This is a genomic window from Cellulomonas fimi (assembly GCF_012952065.1).
GTDB classification, from domain to species: domain Bacteria; phylum Actinomycetota; class Actinomycetes; order Actinomycetales; family Cellulomonadaceae; genus Pengzhenrongella; species Pengzhenrongella fimi_A.
The window spans coordinates 38,639-55,126 of record NZ_JABCJJ010000018.1 but is presented as its reverse complement, the minus strand read 5'-3'; the positions used below and the strand labels follow the sequence as shown (position 1 = coordinate 55,126).

13 protein-coding genes are annotated in these 16,488 nt (G+C 74.0%); 8 read left to right on the top strand and 5 right to left on the bottom strand.

What is annotated here, in order from left to right; genetic code table 11:
- Nucleotides 1-54 precede the first annotated feature (54 nt).
- A complete protein-coding gene (locus HIR71_RS11750) occupies nucleotides 55-957 on the bottom strand; it encodes a glycosyltransferase (protein WP_169325258.1) in 903 nt (300 codons plus the stop codon).
- A 96-nt stretch (nucleotides 958-1,053) separates the two neighbouring features.
- Between HIR71_RS11750 and HIR71_RS11745 the strand changes: the two genes are divergently transcribed.
- From HIR71_RS11745 to HIR71_RS11730, 4 genes are read left to right on the top strand one after another with little or no spacing between them, the layout of a single operon-like run.
- Nucleotides 1,054-2,145, top strand: coding sequence for a glycosyltransferase family 4 protein (locus HIR71_RS11745; protein WP_169325257.1), 1,092 nt, complete (start codon nucleotides 1,054-1,056; stop codon nucleotides 2,143-2,145).
- The gene (locus tag HIR71_RS11740) at nucleotides 2,142-3,479 is read left to right on the top strand and encodes a hypothetical protein (protein WP_169325256.1); all 1,338 of its coding nucleotides are present in this window, start codon (nucleotides 2,142-2,144) and stop codon (nucleotides 3,477-3,479) included. The genes HIR71_RS11745 and HIR71_RS11740 overlap by 4 nt, the downstream gene beginning before the upstream one ends.
- 10 nt (nucleotides 3,480-3,489) lie before the next feature.
- A complete protein-coding gene (locus HIR71_RS11735; RefSeq protein ID WP_169325255.1) occupies nucleotides 3,490-4,233 on the top strand; it encodes a glycosyltransferase family 2 protein in 744 nt (247 codons plus the stop codon).
- On the top strand, nucleotides 4,230-4,700 hold the full coding sequence (locus HIR71_RS11730) for a DUF2304 domain-containing protein (RefSeq protein WP_169325254.1): 471 nt from the start codon (nucleotides 4,230-4,232) through the stop codon (nucleotides 4,698-4,700). Before HIR71_RS11735 ends, HIR71_RS11730 begins: the two co-directional genes overlap by 4 nt.
- A gap of 10 nt (nucleotides 4,701-4,710) precedes the next feature.
- On the opposite strand, the gene rfbD is transcribed toward HIR71_RS11730, so the two are convergent.
- Nucleotides 4,711-5,565 carry a dTDP-4-dehydrorhamnose reductase gene (rfbD, locus tag HIR71_RS11725; protein WP_169325253.1) on the bottom strand — a complete coding sequence of 285 codons (855 nt, stop codon included), beginning with the start codon at nucleotides 5,563-5,565 and terminating at the stop codon, nucleotides 4,711-4,713.
- A gap of 90 nt (nucleotides 5,566-5,655) precedes the next feature.
- Between rfbD and HIR71_RS11720 the strand changes: the two genes are divergently transcribed.
- Nucleotides 5,656-6,276 (top strand): dTDP-4-dehydrorhamnose 3,5-epimerase family protein, encoded by a 621-nt coding sequence (locus tag HIR71_RS11720; protein ID WP_169325252.1) that lies wholly within the window; start codon nucleotides 5,656-5,658, stop codon nucleotides 6,274-6,276.
- On the opposite strand, the gene HIR71_RS11715 is transcribed toward HIR71_RS11720, so the two are convergent.
- Nucleotides 6,249-7,388 carry a glycosyltransferase family 4 protein gene (locus tag HIR71_RS11715; protein ID WP_169325251.1) on the bottom strand — a complete coding sequence of 380 codons (1,140 nt, stop codon included), beginning with the start codon at nucleotides 7,386-7,388 and terminating at the stop codon, nucleotides 6,249-6,251. The genes HIR71_RS11720 and HIR71_RS11715 overlap by 28 nt on opposite strands.
- 152 nt (nucleotides 7,389-7,540) lie before the next feature.
- On the opposite strand from HIR71_RS11715, the gene HIR71_RS11710 reads away from it, so the two are divergent.
- The 3 genes from HIR71_RS11710 to HIR71_RS11700 are packed head-to-tail and all read left to right on the top strand — an operon-like array spanning nucleotide 7,541 to nucleotide 12,995.
- Nucleotides 7,541-9,349 carry a DUF2142 domain-containing protein gene (locus tag HIR71_RS11710; protein WP_169325250.1) on the top strand — a complete coding sequence of 603 codons (1,809 nt, stop codon included), beginning with the start codon at nucleotides 7,541-7,543 and terminating at the stop codon, nucleotides 9,347-9,349.
- 11 nt (nucleotides 9,350-9,360) lie between these two features.
- The gene (locus HIR71_RS11705) at nucleotides 9,361-10,479 is read left to right on the top strand and encodes a glycosyltransferase family 4 protein (RefSeq protein ID WP_169325249.1); all 1,119 of its coding nucleotides are present in this window, start codon (nucleotides 9,361-9,363) and stop codon (nucleotides 10,477-10,479) included.
- A complete protein-coding gene (locus HIR71_RS11700; protein WP_169325248.1) occupies nucleotides 10,476-12,995 on the top strand; it encodes a glycosyltransferase in 2,520 nt (839 codons plus the stop codon). The genes HIR71_RS11705 and HIR71_RS11700 overlap by 4 nt, the downstream gene beginning before the upstream one ends.
- Nucleotides 12,996-13,005: 10 nt before the next feature.
- Here the strand turns inward: HIR71_RS11700 and HIR71_RS11695 are convergent, their stop codons facing one another.
- Together HIR71_RS11695 and HIR71_RS11690 are read right to left on the bottom strand one after the other, a co-directional pair.
- Entirely contained in the window at nucleotides 13,006-15,525 is a 2,520-nt protein-coding gene (locus tag HIR71_RS11695) for a glycosyltransferase (protein ID WP_311836246.1), read from the bottom strand.
- Nucleotides 15,522-16,484 carry a GDP-mannose 4,6-dehydratase gene (locus HIR71_RS11690; protein WP_169325247.1) on the bottom strand — a complete coding sequence of 321 codons (963 nt, stop codon included), beginning with the start codon at nucleotides 16,482-16,484 and terminating at the stop codon, nucleotides 15,522-15,524. The genes HIR71_RS11695 and HIR71_RS11690 overlap by 4 nt, the downstream gene beginning before the upstream one ends.
- Nucleotides 16,485-16,488: the final 4 nt, after the last annotated feature.

The following is a 16,488-nucleotide window of genomic DNA, read 5'->3' as shown; positions in this document are numbered from 1 at the left end:
CCGATACTCTCACGGGCTCGGGCGACGCCCGGCGCGCAGCCGCGTCCCGCACGCTCAGTCCGCCGAGGTCCCCGGCGTGAGCGCGTGGCGGAGCAAGGCCCTGGCCGCCTCCGGCTGCCTCGCCCGCGCGGCCTGCGGCAGCAGCGTGAGGGCGTGCAGGCGCGACGTGAGGTGCGTGCGGGCCGCCCGCTCGGCGCGCCGCCACCCGAGGGCCGCGACCTGCCGTGCCGCCAGGTCGAAGTAGGCGCGCTCACCACGGAAGCGGGTGCCGTCGATCGCCTTGGCCGACGACGCGCTCGCGCTGTGGCGGCGGTAGGAGAAGCAGAGCGTCGGTTCGAGCAGCAGCCGGCCGCCCGCGCACACGACGTCGATGACCAGCGCGAGGTCCTGGATGATCGGCATGGCGTCCCGGAACGGCGTCCGCACGAGCACGTCGCGCCGGAACACGAGCGAGGGCCAGTACAGCCAGTCGGCGCGGAGCAGGCTCACCGCGAGCTCCTCGCCCGCGAGCACGCGCGCGCCCGAGGTGCGCGGCATCATCAGCCGCTGCTTGACGGTGTCGGCGAGCGTCGTGACGACCGCGCCGCGCTCGTCGATCACCTGGACGCCCGGCTGGACGATCTCGACGTCGGGGAACCGCGCGTGCGCGTCGAGCACCACGTCGACGTAGTTGGGCAGCAGCACGTCGTCGCACCCGAGGATGACCACGCGCTCCTGCGTCGCGAGGGCCACGCACGTCCGGTAGTTCTCGGTGATCCCCTGGTTCGTCTCGTTGCGCACGTACCGCACGCGCGGGTCGGTGATGCCCGCGAAGTACTCGGCGACGCTCTCGTCGGGGTACGCGTCGTCGACCACGGTGAGCAGCCAGTCGCCGTTGCGCTGCGCGAGCACGCTCGCGACGGTCTCGCGCAGGAGGCCGGGGTCGCCCCAGAACGGCACCAGGATGTCGAGGGGCATGGGGACGGCGGACCTTCCGTGGGCTGAGACGCGATGGCATCGGCCAGACTATGTCCCCATGCACACCCCACCGTGCCCGTCGACCGGGGCCACCGCGTGAGCGGCACCGACCGTGACGTCCGGGTCGCCGTGTCGATGCTCACCCTCGTGCCCGGCGGCATGGGCGGCAGCGAGACGTATGCGCGCGAGCTGACCCGCGAGCTCGCCCGCGTCCCGTCGATCGACGCGCGGGCCTACGTCGGCCGTGTCGCCGCGGGGTTCAGCGCCGGGATCCCCGAGGTCGTGGTGCCCGAGGTGGACGGCGGTCCCTCGACCCGCGAGCGCGTGCAGACGCTGCTCGGGGCCGCCCGGCACCGCCACGCCATCCTGGGGCGGATGGGCGGGGCCGACGTGATGCACGTGCCGTTCACGGCGCCCGTGCCCTGGCCACCCGCGGGGCTGCCGCTCGTCCAGAGCCTGCTCGACGTCCAGCACCTGGACCTGCCCCAGCTGTTCGGTCGCGCTGAGCGCCTGTACCGGCGCCGGTACTACGACCACGCCGCGCGCCGGGCCCAGGCGGTCGTCACTATCAGCGAGTTCGCCAAGGAGCGCATCGTCGCCCAGCTGCAGCTCGACCCCGCCACGATCACGGTCGCGCACCTCGGTGTCGACGCGACGGCGTTCACCCCGCACCTGGGCGAGCGTGAGCGGTTCCTCTTCTACCCGGCGCGTGGCTGGCCGCACAAGAACCACGCGCGCCTGATCCAGGCCGTCGACCTGCTGCGCCGCGACGACCCGGGCCTGCGCCTCGTCCTCACCGGTGGCGGTCTGGACACGCTCGGGGAGTTCCCCGACTGGGTCGACGTGCGCGGCCTCGTGCCGCTCGCCGAGCTGCGCGAGCTCTACCGGACCGCCGCCTGCCTGGTCTTCCCGAGTCTCTACGAGGGCTTCGGGCTCCCTCCGCTCGAGGCGATGGCATCGGGCTGCCCGGTCGCGGCGTCGGGCGCGGGGTCGCTGCCCGAGATCTGCGGCGACGCGGCCGTGCTGTTCGACGCGACGGACCCCGAGGCGATCGCCGCCGGCGTGCGCGCGGCCCTGGCCGACGCCGCCGGCCTCCAGCAGCGCGGCCTCGCCCAGGTCACCCGCTTCACCTGGGAGGGCTGCGCCGCCGCGCACGTCACGGCGTACCGCGCGGCCGCGCACCGATGACGAGCAGCACGCCGACCATCACGCCGCGCGGCGCGACGGGCGTGGGTCTCGCGTCGCTCGTCGCGGCGGCGTCGGGCTACCTGGTGCTCCTCATCGCGGCGCGCACGCTCGACCCCGCCCGCAACGCCGAGTTCCTCGTGTTCTGGGCGCTGCTGTTCGGCCTGTTCGGGGTGCTGGGCGGGCTCCAGAACGAGGTCACGCGGGCGGTGCGCGTGGCGCGGCACGCGCCCGCCGCCCCGGCCGGGGACCCTGCGACAGGGATCTCGGGGGCACCGGACGCCGGGCCACCGATCGCCAGCGCACCGCCTGCCGATACGGGCGTGCGGGTGCTGCCCGCGGCACTCACCATCGGTGGCGCGCTCGCGCTCGTCGTGGCGGCGACCTCGCCGTTGTGGGCCGGTCGCCTGCTCGGCACGGAGCCGTGGACCCTCGCCGTCGTCCTGTGCGTCGCGGTCGTCGCGTTCGCTGGCCACTCGGGCCTCGCCGGTGCACTCGGCGGCGCGGGGCGATGGACGACGTACGCGCGGCTCGTCGGCGCCGAGGCGGGGCTGCGGCTCTTGCTCGTCGGCGGCGTCGCGCTGGCCGGGGCCGCCGTCGGGCTCGACGCGCTCGGCGTCGTCGGCCTCGAGACCGCGAGCGCCGCGGCCGCCGCGGCGTGGCTCCTCGTGCTGATCGCGTCACGGCAGGCCCGCGCAAACCTCGGCGCGCGCGCCGACGCCCGTCGGTCCGTCTTCGCGCGGCGTGCCGGTCAGGCCATGGTCGGGGCGGCGTCGAGCGCCGCGCTCGTCGTCGGGTTCCCGGTGCTGCTGCGCGTGACCACGTCCGACGCCGTCTACGCGGCCGCCGCGCCCCTGCTGCTCGCCGTCTCGATGACCCGCGCGCCGCTGCTGATCCCGCTCACCGCGTACACCGGCGTCGCGATCACCCACTTCCTGGCCCACCGCGAGCAGGGGGTGCGGCCGCTCGTGCGGCTCGCCGGGGCCGTCGTCGGCGTCGGCGTGCTCGGCGCGGGGGCAGCCGGTCTCGTCGGCCCGTGGCTCATGGTGGTGCTCTTCGGTCCGGCGTACGACGTCGCACCATGGGTCCTCGCGGCACTCACCCTGGCCGCCGCCGTCCTCGCGCTGCTCACACTCACCGGCGCTGCCGTCCTGTCGCTGGGTCAGCACCAGGCGTACGCGTGGGGCTGGGTCGTGGCGACGGTCGTGTCGTTCGCGGTGCTCCTGATGCCGGCGTCGATCGAGCTCCGGACGGCGCTGAGCCTCGCGGTGGGCCCGCTCGTCGGGGTCGCCGTGCATGCGGCCGTCATCGACCGGGCGCGTCGGGCCGGTCGGTAGAGTGCCGCCCATGCCCACCGCCCTGCCCGCGCGGTTGCTCATCATCGTGCCGGCCTGGAACGAGCAGGAGACGCTGCCGGCGGTGATCGCCGAGATCCGTGCCACCCTCGCCCACGCCGACATCCTCGTGGTCGACGACGGGTCGACCGACCGCACCGGAGAGGTCGCGACCGCGGCAGGCGCCGCAGTGTTGGACCTTCCGATCAACCTCGGCGTCGGCGGCGCCATGCGGGCGGGCTACAAGTACGCGTTCCGGCACGCATACGACGCGACCGTGCAGCTCGACGCGGACGGCCAGCACGACCCCGCCGAGGTCCCGGCGCTGATCGCGACCATGGCCGCGGAGGGCGCGGACATCGTCATCGGCGCGCGATTCGCAGGAGTCGGCGACTACGCCGCGCGCGGGCCGCGCTGGTGGTCGATGCGGTTCCTCGCCACGGTGCTGTCGCGTGTGGCCGGCACGAGGCTCACTGACACGACGTCGGGGTTCAAGGCCTGCAACCGGACGGCGATCCGGCTGTTCGCGGCGAACTACCCCGCCGAGTACCTGGGCGACACCGTCGAGTCGCTCGTGATCGCCTCGCGCGCGGGGCTCACGGTGCGGCAGGTCGGGGTCCGGATGCGCCCGCGCGCGGGCGGGCGTCCGTCGCACAGCCCGGTCAGGGCCGGCGTCTTCCTCGTGCGCGCCGTCCTCGCGCTGGTCATCGCGCTGTCGAGGCCGACGGAGCCGCTCGAGACGGAGCAGGCCGCGTGACCGGGTACGTGTTCGCGATCGCGCTCAGCGCCGTGGTCGTCACGTTGCTGTTCTTCCTTCTGCGCACCCGTCGCATCCGCGAGAAGTACGCCGGCATCTGGATCGTGCTGTCGATCGCCGTCGTGGTGCTCGGGGCGTTCCCCGAGCTCGCGTTCTGGCTCTCGCGGCTGGTCGGCGTGCAGACGCCGGTCAACCTGCTCTTCGCCGTCGGCTTCGCGGTGCTGCTCGCGGTCTGCATCCAGCTGAGCAGCGAGGTCTCCAACCTCGAGGAGGAGACGCGCACCCTCGCGGAGGAGATCGCGCTGCTGCGGCTCGAGGTGCGCACGGGGTTCGACCGAGGGCGCGAGCTGCACCCGCCGCCGCCGGACGGAGCGAGCGGTCCGAGCGCTGCGCACGGTGCGGCCCCGGCGCCGCCCCAGGTCGACGGGTCGACCGACGTCGACCGGCTGGACCACGAAGGCTCCTGACCCGTCTGAGCTAGTCCCGCGTCCCGAGCACGTCCTTCGCCGCCTTCTCCCAGCGCTCGCCCCACGGTCCGATCGGCTCGACGCCGGCCCGCCGCAGGGCGTCGTGACCGAGCACCGAGAACGCTGGCCGGGGCGCGGGGCGCACGAAGGCGTCCGACGTCGTCGGGCGCACCTTGTCGGCGGGCTCACCGACGGACGCCACCACGGCGCGTGCGAACTCGAACCACGACGCCTCGCCCGACGACGTCGCGTGGTACGTCCCCGGCGCCACCTCCGCCTGGACGAGCCGCAGGACCAGGTCAGCGACATCGGCTGTCCACGTCGGCTGACCGACCTGGTCGTCGACGACGTCGAGCGAGTCACGATCGGCCGCGAGGCGCGCCATGGTCTTGGGGAAGCACGGGCCGCCGGCCCCGTAGAGCCACGCCGTGCGGACCACGAGGTGGTCGTCGTGCTCGGCGCGCACGGCCCACTCCCCCGCCGCCTTGGTGCGTCCGTAGGCCGAGCGCGGCGCGAGCGGGGCGTCCTCGGCGTAGGGCGCGGTCGCCGCGCCGTCGAACACGTAGTCGGTCGAGACGTGCACGATGCGCGCACCGGCGAGCCGGGCGCCCCGTGCGAGGTTCGCGGCCCCCACGGCGTTGACCGCGAACGCGTCCGGCTCACGCCTCTCGGCGTCGTCGACGGCCGTCCACGCCGCGCAGTTGACCACGACGTCGTGCCCCTCGACGGCCCGCTCGGCGGCGGTCGCGTCGGTGACGTCGAGCGACGCCCGGGCTGCCGCGGTCACGTCCGCGCCGGTCCGCTCGAGCAGCGCGACGAGGTCCTGCCCGAGCATCCCACCCGCACCCGTCACCAACCAGCGCACAACGTCTCCCTCGATCGATCCGACGACCTCGTCAGCCTAGCGACGTCGTTAGGCTGGGCCGTCGTCCTCACCACCGCGAAGGAGAACCCTGTGCAGGTCCGCGAGCTGACCGTCCCCGGTGCCTGGGAGATCGTCCCGAAGCTGCACGGCGACCCGCGGGGCGTGTTCCTCGAGTGGTTCAAGGCGGGCGAGTTCGCCGCCGCGGTCGGGCACCCGCTCGACCTCCAGCAGGCGAACGCCTCGGTCTCGGCGGCCGGCGTGCTGCGCGGCATCCACTTCGCCGACGTGCCGCCCGGCCAGGCCAAGTACGTGACGTGCGCGCGCGGCGCGGTGCTCGACGTCGTTGTCGACGTGCGGGTCGGGTCGCCCACGTTCGGCACGTGGGACTCGGTGCTGCTCGACGACGTAGACCGGCGCGCGATCTACCTGGCCGAGGGGCTGGGGCACGCCTTCCTGTCGCTCGAGGACGACTCGACGGTCCTGTACCTCTGCTCGGCGGGCTACACGCCGGGGCACGAGCACGGCATCCACCCGCTCGACCCGACCGTCGGGGTCGAGTGGCCCACGACCGCGCGCGACGGGTCGCCGCTCACCCCGCAGCTCTCGGCGAAGGATCTCGAGGCGCCGTCGCTCGAGGAGGCGGTCGCGTCGGGGCTGCTGCCCCGGTGGGACGCGGTGCAGGACTACGTGGCGTCGCTGCGCCGGGACTGACGCAGCGCGTCCTCGTACGCCGTGACGTGCACGGCGGCCGAGGCGTCCCAGGTGAACCCCGCGGCCCGCTCGACGGCGGCCCGCGACAGGCCGGCCCGCCGCGCCGGGTCCGCGAGCAGCCCCGCGAGCGCCGTGGCGATGGAGTCCTCGTCGACGTCGCAGTACGCGACCGCGTCGCCGCCCACCTCCGGCAGCGAGAGCCGCCGCGTCGTGAGCACGGCCGCCCCGCACGACATCGCCTCGAGCACCGGCAGCCCGAAACCCTCCCCGAGGCTCGGGTAGGCGAGCACGGCCGCACCGCTGAGGAACCCCGGCAGGTCGCCGAGCGGCAGGTACCCGGCCCGGACGACCTGGAGGCCCGCCGGCACGGCCGCGATCGCCGGCTCGACGTCGGTGTCCCAGCCGGGCCCGCCGGCCAGCACGAGCGCGGGCGGTGCGGGCAGCGCCTGGGCGACCCGGGTCCACGCGCGGACGAGCGCCGGCACGTTCTTGCGCGGCTCGAGCGTCCCGAGGAACCCGACGTAGTCGCCGTCGACCCCGAGCGACCGCGCGACCCGCACGCGCTCGGCGTCGTCCACGGAGTGGAAGGTGCCGCGGTCGACCCCGTGGTGCGCGACGTGGAACCGCCGCGCGTCGCCGCCCGCGTACCGCCGGACCTCGGCGCCCGTCGCCTCCGAGGGGACGACGAGCGACCCCGCGCCACGGACCGCCTGCCGGATCGCCGCGCGGAAGAACCGTGACTTGACCGCCGAGTGAACCTCGGGATGGCTGAAGAACGTCGCGTCGTGCAGCGTCACGGTCACGGGCACGCGCGCCAGGCGCGGGAAGGTGTAGTGCGGGCTGTGCAGCACGCCCGCACCCACCCGGCGCACGAGCGACGGGAGACCGACCTGCTCCCACACCAGCCGGGAGCCGGCAGGCGCGATCCGGGGCGGTGCGGTCACGACGTCGGCGCCCGGCACCATGCGCGCGAAGCCGGCCGCGTCCCGCTCCTGCGAGATCACCGAGAGGTCGATCCCGGTCCTCACCAGCGCCGGCAGGAGGTCGTCGATGTACCGGCCGACGCCGCCCCGGTCCACCGGGATCGCCGTCGCGTCGAGCGCCACCCTCATGCCGCCGCCGCCGTTCGCACCCGGTGAGCCTAACGGCGCGCGCCGGCCAACAGGGCGGACGGTAGCGACGGACGCGAGCCCGGCCCGCCCCCGACGCGTACGCGAGTCGGTAGGCTCGTGCGGTTCCGACCCCACTCAGACGAGGTCAGCACGTGACACGAGACACCGCTCCGGCGGCCGCGGCCGCGCCGACGGAAGGCACCTCGGTCGACGCACCGGCCCGACGCCGACCGTCGCGCAGCCGGGCTAGCCGCGCCTTCTGGGCCGCGTGGGGCGTGCTGTTCGCCCTCGCCGCGGCGTGGGCGGTCGCCAACCCGCTGATGGCCTCCCCCGACGAGCCGGCGCACGTCGCGAAGGCGGCGTCGGTCGTGCGGGGGCAGCTGCTCGGTGACGACGTGGACGGCGGGGCTGCGGGCAACGACATCGAGGTCCCGTACTTCTACGAGTACAGCCAGGCCTACCCGACCTGCTACATGTTCCGGCCGGAGCTGCCCGGCAACTGCGAGATCCCCGCCGCGCGCGACCTCGACGAGACCGTCGAGACGATCACCACGGCGGGCCGGTACAACCCGCTCTACTACGTGCTGGTCGGTGCCCCCACGCTCGCGCCCGCCGGCGACGGCGTGCTGTACGCGATGCGCCTGCTCTCCGCAGCCCTGTCCACGTTCCTCCTCGCGCTCGGCGTGCGCGCCGTGGCCGAGCTGCGGCGCCCCGCGTGGGCTGCGCTCGGGGCGATGACCGCGATCAGCCCGATGGTCGTCTACCTCTCGTCGACCGTGAACCCCGCTGCGCTCGAGGTCGCCGCCGCGTTCGCGCTGTGGTGCCAGCTGCTCACGCTGCTGCGGCACCCCGACCCGTCGAGGACGGCCGGCCGGATGGGCTGGATCGCCGTCTCGTCCGTGCTGCTCGTGAACTCGCGCGGCCTCTCGCTGCTGTACTGCGCCCTCATCGTGCTGTTCGCGCTGCTCGTCGCGCGCTGGCGGACGCTCCTCGACGTGCTCCAGGTCCGGCGCACCTGGCCGTCGTTCGCCGTGATCGTGCTCGGCTGCCTCGCGGCCGCGGCGTGGGTGGTCGGCACGAACTCGCTGGGCTCGGGCGGCACCGAGCGCTTCCCCGACCTGACGTTCAAGCAGGCCGTGTGGATCAGCGTCAACAACACGAGCGTCTACCTCCAGAACATGATCGGCCAGTTCGGCTGGACCGACACGAACCTGCCCGTGTGGCTGCACATGGTCTTCGCCGGCGCACTGGGCGTCGTCGCGCTCGTCGCGCTCGCGCTGGGGACGTGGCGCGAGCGGGTGCTCCTGCTCGGGCTCACCGCGGTGATCATCCTGCTGCCCGTCGTGATCCACGCGTCGCAGGCCCGGTACCTCGGCATCATCTGGCAGGGCCGCTACATCCTCCCGATCGCGGTCGGCCTGCCGATCCTCGCGGGGTACGTGCTGGTCCGGCGTGCCGTCGCGATCCCGCGGCCCGAGACCGTCCGCATCGTCACGACCGTTGCCACGATCCTGGCCTGGGTCCTGGCCGTCGCCTTCGTGTTCAACCTGCACCGCTACGTCAACGGCGCGTACGGCAGCTGGCGGCGCGTCGTCGAGGGCGCCTGGCTGCCGCCCGTCCACGTCGGCCTGGTGCTGCTGGTCGGGCTGCTGGGGTCCGCGGGCGTCGGCGTTCTCGTCGCCCGGGTCGCGCGCGGCGGCGCGGACGGCACGTTTGCGCGCGGCGACACCGACGGCACGCCGGCGGCCGTCGACGACGGTGCGCGCGCTCCGGCGCACCTGGCGGCCGACGAGGGCGAGCCGTCGACCCCCGACCCCGGTGGGGGCACCGGCACCGGCACCGCTAGCGACGGAACCTCCACCGGCCGCGGACCAGCCCGCGGCGTCGTCTCGGGGTCAGGCGAGCCGGAGCCGACTCCGCCAGGTCCTTCGCAGCCGACCGCGACGAGCACGCCCCGGTGACCGCGGCACGCATGAGCGCCACGCAGACAGGGGCGCTCGGGGTCGGCCTGACCGTCGAGCAGTGCTGGCAGCGCGTACCGGGTGGCTCCGGCACGTACATCATCGAGCTGCTGCGAGCGCTCGGCGCGCGCCCGGACGTCGCGCCTCTCGGGCTGACCGCCCTTCACCGGGAGGCGCCGGCGGGCGAGAAGCCCCCAGTCGAGATGCGCTCGCTCGGCCTGCCGCGCGGGCTGCTCTACCGGTCGTGGAACACGCTCGGTATGCCGCGGCCCGAGTGGAGCGTCCGAGGTCTCGAGGTCGTGCACGCCACCACGTGGGCGATCCCGCCCACGCGCCAGCCGCTTGTCGTCACGGTCCACGACCTGGCGTTCCAGCGCGATCCCTCGCACTTCACACCGCGCGGAGTGCGGTTCTTCAGGCGTGCGCTCGAGCGGGTCCGGGCCGAGGCGGCTGTGGTCGTCGTACCGTCGCAGGTCACGGCGGCCGACTGCGTTGCGGCTGGGATCGACGCGCGACAGATCCGGGTCGTGCCGCACGGTGTCCGGATCGCGCCCGCGGAGCCGGGTGCGCTCGCCGCGTTCCGCGCGGAGCACGGCCTGAGCCGGCCGTACGTCCTGTGGTGCGGCACGCACGAGCCGCGCAAGAACCTCGGCGGGCTGCTGGACGCGTTCACGCGTGTCGCGGCAGAGCGCGACGACCTGGACCTGGTTCTCGTCGGACCCGCCGGCTGGGGCGACGGCGGGGCCGACCGACCCCGGACCGCGACGTCGGCCGAGCGGGTGCACCGGCTCGGTCACCTGAGCTGGGCGGACCTCCAGCTCGCATACGCCGGCGCGGACGCGTTCTGCTTCCCCTCGCTGTGGGAAGGCTTCGGCATGCCGGTGCTGGAGGCGATGGCGCACGGCGTTCCCGTCGTCACCTCACGCGACACGTCGATGGCCGAGGTCACCGGCGACGCCGCCCTGCTCATCGATCCACGGGACCCCGACGAGCTAGCCACGGCGCTCCTCCGAGCCACCGGACCCGACCGCGGACGGCTGCACGCAGCCTCGCTGGCCCGGGCGGCCGGGTTCTCGTGGGCGCGCGCCGGGGAGCTCACCACGGCCGCCTACCGTGAGGCCCTCGCATGACCGCCCAGCCGGCCGCCGAGTTCCACGTCAGCAGCGTGGTGCGCGGCTCGGACGTCGCCGCGGCGCTGGTGCTGGCGCGCACCGTGCTCGACGTCCACCCGGAGACGACGGTCACGCTGCTCGACGTCGACACGGCGTTGCCCGCCGAGACGAAGAGCTCCCGGATCCGGGTCGTGGGCCTGCATGAGCTGGGGCTGGCTCCCGACGAGCTGCACCGAAAGGCGCTGTACCTCGACGACACGGCCTTCAGGGCCTGGCTGCGCCCCCGCCTGCTGCAGCACCTGCTCGGGACGCGCGACGTCGTCGTGCTCCTCGACCCGGGGTTCCGGGTGGTCGGACGCCTTGACGCGCTCGTGCAGCGCGCGCTCGCCGAAGGCACAACGGCCCAGCCGCGGGCCCCGCATCCCGTGCCCGACGACGGCCGCACGCCGAGCCCCGACGACGCGGCGCGGGCCGGGGCACTGGACGACGGCGTCGTGGCCGCCGCCCGCGCAGGGCGAGAGGTGCTCTCGCGATGGGCGCAGCGATGCTCGCGAGACACCGCCGCTGTGCCGTGGCTCGACCAGCTCCTGCCGGTCACGCAGCCGGCACCGTTGCGAGTCGTCTCTGCGTGGACGGTCGGGCCGGGTACCGAGCTGACCGCGACGTACGGCGGCATCACAGCGGACGGGGCCCCCGTGCAGCTCGTCGACCTCCGCGGGTTCGACCCCGACCGGCCCTGGGTGATCGACCCGGCCCGCGCCGGGGTGCCTCGCGCGTTGCTCAGCGAGCATCCCGTGCTCGCTGAGATCTGCGCCGACCACGGGGCGGAGCTGCTGGCACGCCGGGCGTCGGCTTGCCCCGGGGCGTTTCGGCGGATCGCGGCCGGCCCACTCGTGACGCCGGCCCTGCGTGCGGCGTACCGGACGGGCATCGACGCTGCGGCGGTCGGCTCCGAGATGGCGCCGCCTGACCCGTTCGACCCAGACACAGCCGCCGCGTTCCGGGCGTGGTTGGCCGAGCCCGCGCTGGGACGGCCCGGCGGAGAGGTCAGCCGCTACCTCGCGGGGGTCAGGTCGGTGCGCCGCGACCTGCAGCAGGCGTTCCCTGACGTGCCGGGGAGGGACAGTCCCGCACTGCTCGCGTGGGCCGATCGGCACGGACGCCATGAGGAGGGGATCGACGCCGGGCTCCTGGACGCCTCCCTCGCTGCGGCGGGGAGCCGCGAGTCGCACCACGCGTCGATCGACCTGGGCCGCCGCGCGGTGCGCGGCGTCCGTGGCGTCCTCGGTCGCGCGGTCCGGAGCGCCGTGTCGCGGCGCGCCGGCGGCGTCGGGGACGACGCAGCACACGCCGGAGCCGCCGGCCCGGACTGGGCCGGCGACGCCGCCTCGGAGACCGAGTCGGCCGACGCCGCGCAGCGATCCCGCCTGACCCCTGGTCTGAACGTGGTGGGCTACCTGCGTGGCGAGCTCGGCGTGGGTGAGTCGGCTCGGCTCGTCATCCGCGCCCTCGACGCCGTCGACGTGCCGCACCGGGATGTGGCCGTCTCGCGCCACGTGCAGAGCCGGCAGGACGCGACCTTCACGGCGATCGTCGGCGACCGGACGTTCGACACGACACTCGTCTGCGTCAACGCCGACCTGGTCGCGGACGCGGTCGAGCACCTGCCCGCCGACGTACGAGCCGGTTACCGGATCGGCATGTGGTACTGGGAGGTCGAGGAGTTCCCCGCGTCGATGCACCCAGCATTCGGGGTGGTCGACGAAGTCTGGAGCGCCACCGACTTCATCCGCGACGCGCTCGCGCCGCACACCACCAAGCCGGTCGTCACGATGACTCCCCCGATGCCGTCGCCGCGCCCACGTCCGGACGCGACGCGCGACTCACTCGGCCTCCCGGAGGGCTTCGTCTTCCTCTTCAGCTTCGACCACCTCAGCACGCTCGAGCGGAAGAACCCCCTAGGCCTGATCGACGCGTTCCGCCGGTCGTTCGCCCCGGGTGAGGGGCCGTCTCTGGTCATCAAGACGATCAACGCCGACCGTCGCATACCCGACGCCGAACGGCTCCGGCTGCGCGCCGCCCGCGAGCCGGACGTGATGCTGATGGAGGGATACCTCGACGCCGGGGACCGCGACGCGCTGACCGCCCTTGCCGACTGCTACATCTCCTTGCACCGTGCCGAGGGCCTCGGGCTGAGCATGGCGGAGGCGATGGCGCTCGGGAAGCCGGTCATCGCGACGCGGTACTCCGGCAATCTGCAGTTCATGGACGAGGACAACAGCTTCCTGGTGCCCTGGAGCCCGGTGACGATCCCCGCCGATGCCGAGCCCTACCCTCTCGGGGGCCGCTGGGCCGATCCCGACCTCGACGCCGCGGCGGCGCTCATGCGTCAGGTGGTCGACGCGCCTGCGCTCGCCGCGCGCCGTGGCGCGCAGGCGGCCGAGGACATCGCTGTACGGCACTCCGCCGAGACCGCCGGGCGCGCGATCGCCACCCGGCTCGAAGAGATCCGCCGGACCGCCGCCCCGGCCTGACCCGCATCGTTCATGACGGTGTCGAACCGAGCCCGATCGTCTTGCGGATCCGCCCGCTCGCGCGCCGCGTGAGCTCGCCGACCCCGCCCTCGGCCAGGTACTGCCTCGCGAGCGCGAGGTCGCCCCGGATGCTGGTCGGCGGGCTCGGGTGCGTGCGGAGCGGCGTCTGCGGTTCCTCGAGCTCGACCGCCAGGTCCGCCGCGCGCCGCGGGCTGCGGCAGAACGCCACGAGCGGCTCGAGCGCCTTCGACCAGACGTAGCCGGCCGCGAACTCCCGCACGTTGGTCCGAGCCGCCTCGGCCGCCGCGTCGTCGTAGAGCATCTCCTCGAGCGCACGCTCGAGGGCCTCGACGTCCTCGGCCGGCACGACCCGTCCGAGCCCGTGCGCGGCGATCAGGGTCCCGAAGGTGTCACCCTCGGTCGCGACGATCGGTAGCGACGCCCACAGGTAGTCGAGGATGCGGGTCCGGAAGCTGAAGGCGGTCTCGATGTGCTGGAAGTGGGTCGAGACGCCGAGATCGGCGTCGAGCAGGTAGTCCGCCCGCTCGGCGTACGGCACCCACCCCTCGTTGAAGAACACGTGCGTGCCCGTCAGGCCGAGCCGGTCGCTGAGCTGCTGGGTCTCCCAGGCGATCCTCATGTCGGGCACGTCGGGGTTCGGGTGCTTGAGCCCCATGAAGTACAGCCGGACCTCGGGGTGCCGGACGCGGAGCCGGTCGACCGCGCGCAGCAGCGTGAGCGGGTCGAACCAGTTGTAGATCCCGCCGCCCCAGAGGATCACCTTGTCGGTCGCGGAGATCCCGTCGACGGTGCCGCGGATGGCATGGCGCGCCTGCGTCGGCGGCTCGTCCGCGATGCCGAACGGCACGACGGCGATGAGCGAGTCCAGGCTCGCGTCCTCGTCGTAGACGACCGGGTTGACGCGGCCCTGGCCCGCGAGCTGACCGAGCCAGAAGTCCCGCTGCTTCTCGGACGCGCACAGCAGGAAGTCGGCGCGGCGCAGCTGATCGTTGAGCACGCGCGTCGTCTCGCGGACCGACAGCTCGCGGCCCGCCGGGCCGAGGTCCTTGGCCTGCTCGAGCTGCTCGAGGTGCATCGGGTCGTAGACGTCGGCGACGAGGATCTTGCCGCTCGTCCGCAGCCACGGCGCCTGGTCGAGCAGGAAGCCCTGGAAGATGATCACGTCCGCCCAGTCGGTGGCCTCGCGCAGCGTGCGGCCCGCGGCGTGCTCGACGGCGAAGTCCGGGTGCGTGACCTTGACGCCGTTGGTGGACACGAGCCGGACGTCGTGCTCCGGGGCGAGCGACTTGGCGATCTCCCACGCCCGGATCGCCGGCCCGGCCATCCGCTCGAGCAGCGGCTCGCCGGTGACGACGAGGATGCGCTGGCGCGAGGTGAAGTGGTCCGCGATCCCGAACGCCTCGACCAGCGAGCGGTGCGCCTCGAGGTAGCTCGGCATGCCGTACGCGGGCTCGAGGGCGGTCCGGAACAGCGGCAGCAGCTCGCGGTCGCTGCGGCGGCGCCGGGCCTGGAGCTCGCGCCGGGTCTCGGTGAGCGACGGCAGCTGCTCGATGAAGTAGTCGATCGCGAGCGGGCCCGTGAGGGCCATCTTCTCGACCTCGACCGTGCCGACGTCGTCCCCGCCGGGTGACAGCTGGAGGTCGAGCATCGAGGCGTCGAGGCCGGTCCGCGCGACCGACCGGCGCACCGCGAGGGCCATCGCGGCGGGCAGCGCCCGGGCCAGCGACGCGTCGTCGTAGTTCTTGTACATCGCGAGGAGCGCGTTGCGCTCGAGCAGGTAGCTCTCGCGGTAGCTGCCGAACTTCTTCATCGTCACGTGGTGCTTGTGGTACGCGACCGAGCGGGGCTCGTACCGGACCGTCCAGCCCAGCAGGTTGAGCCGCCAGCCGAGGTCCACGTCCTCGTAGAACATGAAGAAGCGCTCGTCGAAGCCGCCGACCTCGCGGTACACGTCCGTCCGCACGAACATCGCGGCGCCGGTGCCGAACAGCACGTCCTTCGGCTCGTCCCACTCCCCGGTGTCGGGGCGCTCGACCTCGCGCTTGTACCCCATGCCGAACCAGGTCATCGAGCCGTCGACGTAGTCGATCAGCTCGCCGTCCCAGTCGAGCACCTTCGAGGCCACCGACCCGATGCGCCGGTCCGAGCGCAGCGACTGGACGGCGGCGGAGATCCAGCCCGGGTCGGGACGCGCGTCGTTGTTGAGGAAGGCCACGAACTCACCGGTCGCGTGGCTCACGCCGAGGTTGCAGCCACCGGCGAAGCCCGTGTTGGCGCCCGCCTCGACGAGCCGCACGTGCGGCAGCGCCGCGCGGATCCGGTCGGCCGAGTCGTCGCCCGAGGCATTCTCGACGACGATCAGCTCGAGCCGGTCCTTGGGCCAGTCGACGTCGGCGAACGAGCGCAGGCACGTGATCGTGTCCTCGGCGCCGCGGTAGTTCACCACGACGACCGAGACGACGCCCTCGCGGGTCGGCGGCGGCACCGGTGCGGTCCGGTCCCCAGTCACGACGGCGTCCCCAGCAGCGCGACGTCGTGGTCGACCATGCGGGCCACGAGCTCCTCGAACGTCACCGTCGCCTCCCAGCCCAGCTCGTCGCGCGCCTTGCTCGCGTTCCCGACCATCTCGTAGGCGTCGACCGGCCGGACGAACGCCGGATCCACCTGCACGTGCGAGCGCCAGTCCTCGATCCCGGCCCGGCGGAACGCCGCCTCGACGAAGTCGGCGACCGAGTGGGTGCGGCCGGTCGCGACCACGTAGTCGGAGGCGGTGTCGTGGCGCGCCGCACGGACCATCGCGTCGACGTAGTCGGGCGCCCAGCCCCAGTCGCGGCGCGCGTCGAGGTTCCCCAGCGACAGCACGCCCGCGCCCGCCGCGGCGATGCGCGCGGCACCGCTCGTGATCTTGCGCGTGACGAAAGCCTCCGGGCGCAGCGGCGACTCGTGGTTGTACAGGATGCACGAGGCGACGAACAGACCGCGCGAGCGGTAGACCGCCGCCATCTGGTGCGCGTACGCCTTGGCGGCGCCGTAGGGGTTGATCGGGCGCACCGACGTCGACTCGTCCTGCGGCGTCCGGTCGGGCTCGCCGAAGATCTCGGCGCTCGACGCCTGGACCACGCGGACGTCGCGCCCGGTCGCCTGCTGCGCGGCGTACGCCGCCTCGAACACCGTGACCGCGCCGAGCCCGCTCACCGCGCCGGTCAGGACCGGGTGCTCCCACGAGAAGCCGACCGAGCTGATGCCCCCGAGGCTGTACACCTCGTCGGGCGCGAGCTCACGGACCAGCCCACCGACGGCGTCGCGCCCGGTCAGGTCACCGAGGTGGAGCTCGACCCCGGGCACGCCGACCGAGAGCTCCTCGCGCAGCCGCACGAGCCCGTGCACGTCCGCGCCCTCGGCGACGAGCCGTTCCGCGAGGATCGTGCCGTCCTGACCGGTCACACCGGTGATCAGCACGGTCGGCATGCGG

Coding starts and splice junctions, on each gene's coding strand:
- HIR71_RS11700 (WP_169325248.1), top strand. CDS start 10,476: ATGACCGCCCAGCCGGCCGCCGAGTTCCACGTCAGCAGCGTGGTGCGC.
- HIR71_RS11715 (WP_169325251.1), bottom strand. CDS start 7,388: ATGAGGGTGGCGCTCGACGCGACGGCGATCCCGGTGGACCGGGGCGGC.
- HIR71_RS11690 (WP_169325247.1), bottom strand. CDS start 16,484: ATGCCGACCGTGCTGATCACCGGTGTGACCGGTCAGGACGGCACGATC.
- HIR71_RS11750 (WP_169325258.1), bottom strand. CDS start 957: ATGCCCCTCGACATCCTGGTGCCGTTCTGGGGCGACCCCGGCCTCCTG.
- HIR71_RS11735 (WP_169325255.1), top strand. CDS start 3,490: ATGCCCACCGCCCTGCCCGCGCGGTTGCTCATCATCGTGCCGGCCTGG.
- HIR71_RS11740 (WP_169325256.1), top strand. CDS start 2,142: ATGACGAGCAGCACGCCGACCATCACGCCGCGCGGCGCGACGGGCGTG.
- HIR71_RS11705 (WP_169325249.1), top strand. CDS start 9,361: ATGAGCGCCACGCAGACAGGGGCGCTCGGGGTCGGCCTGACCGTCGAG.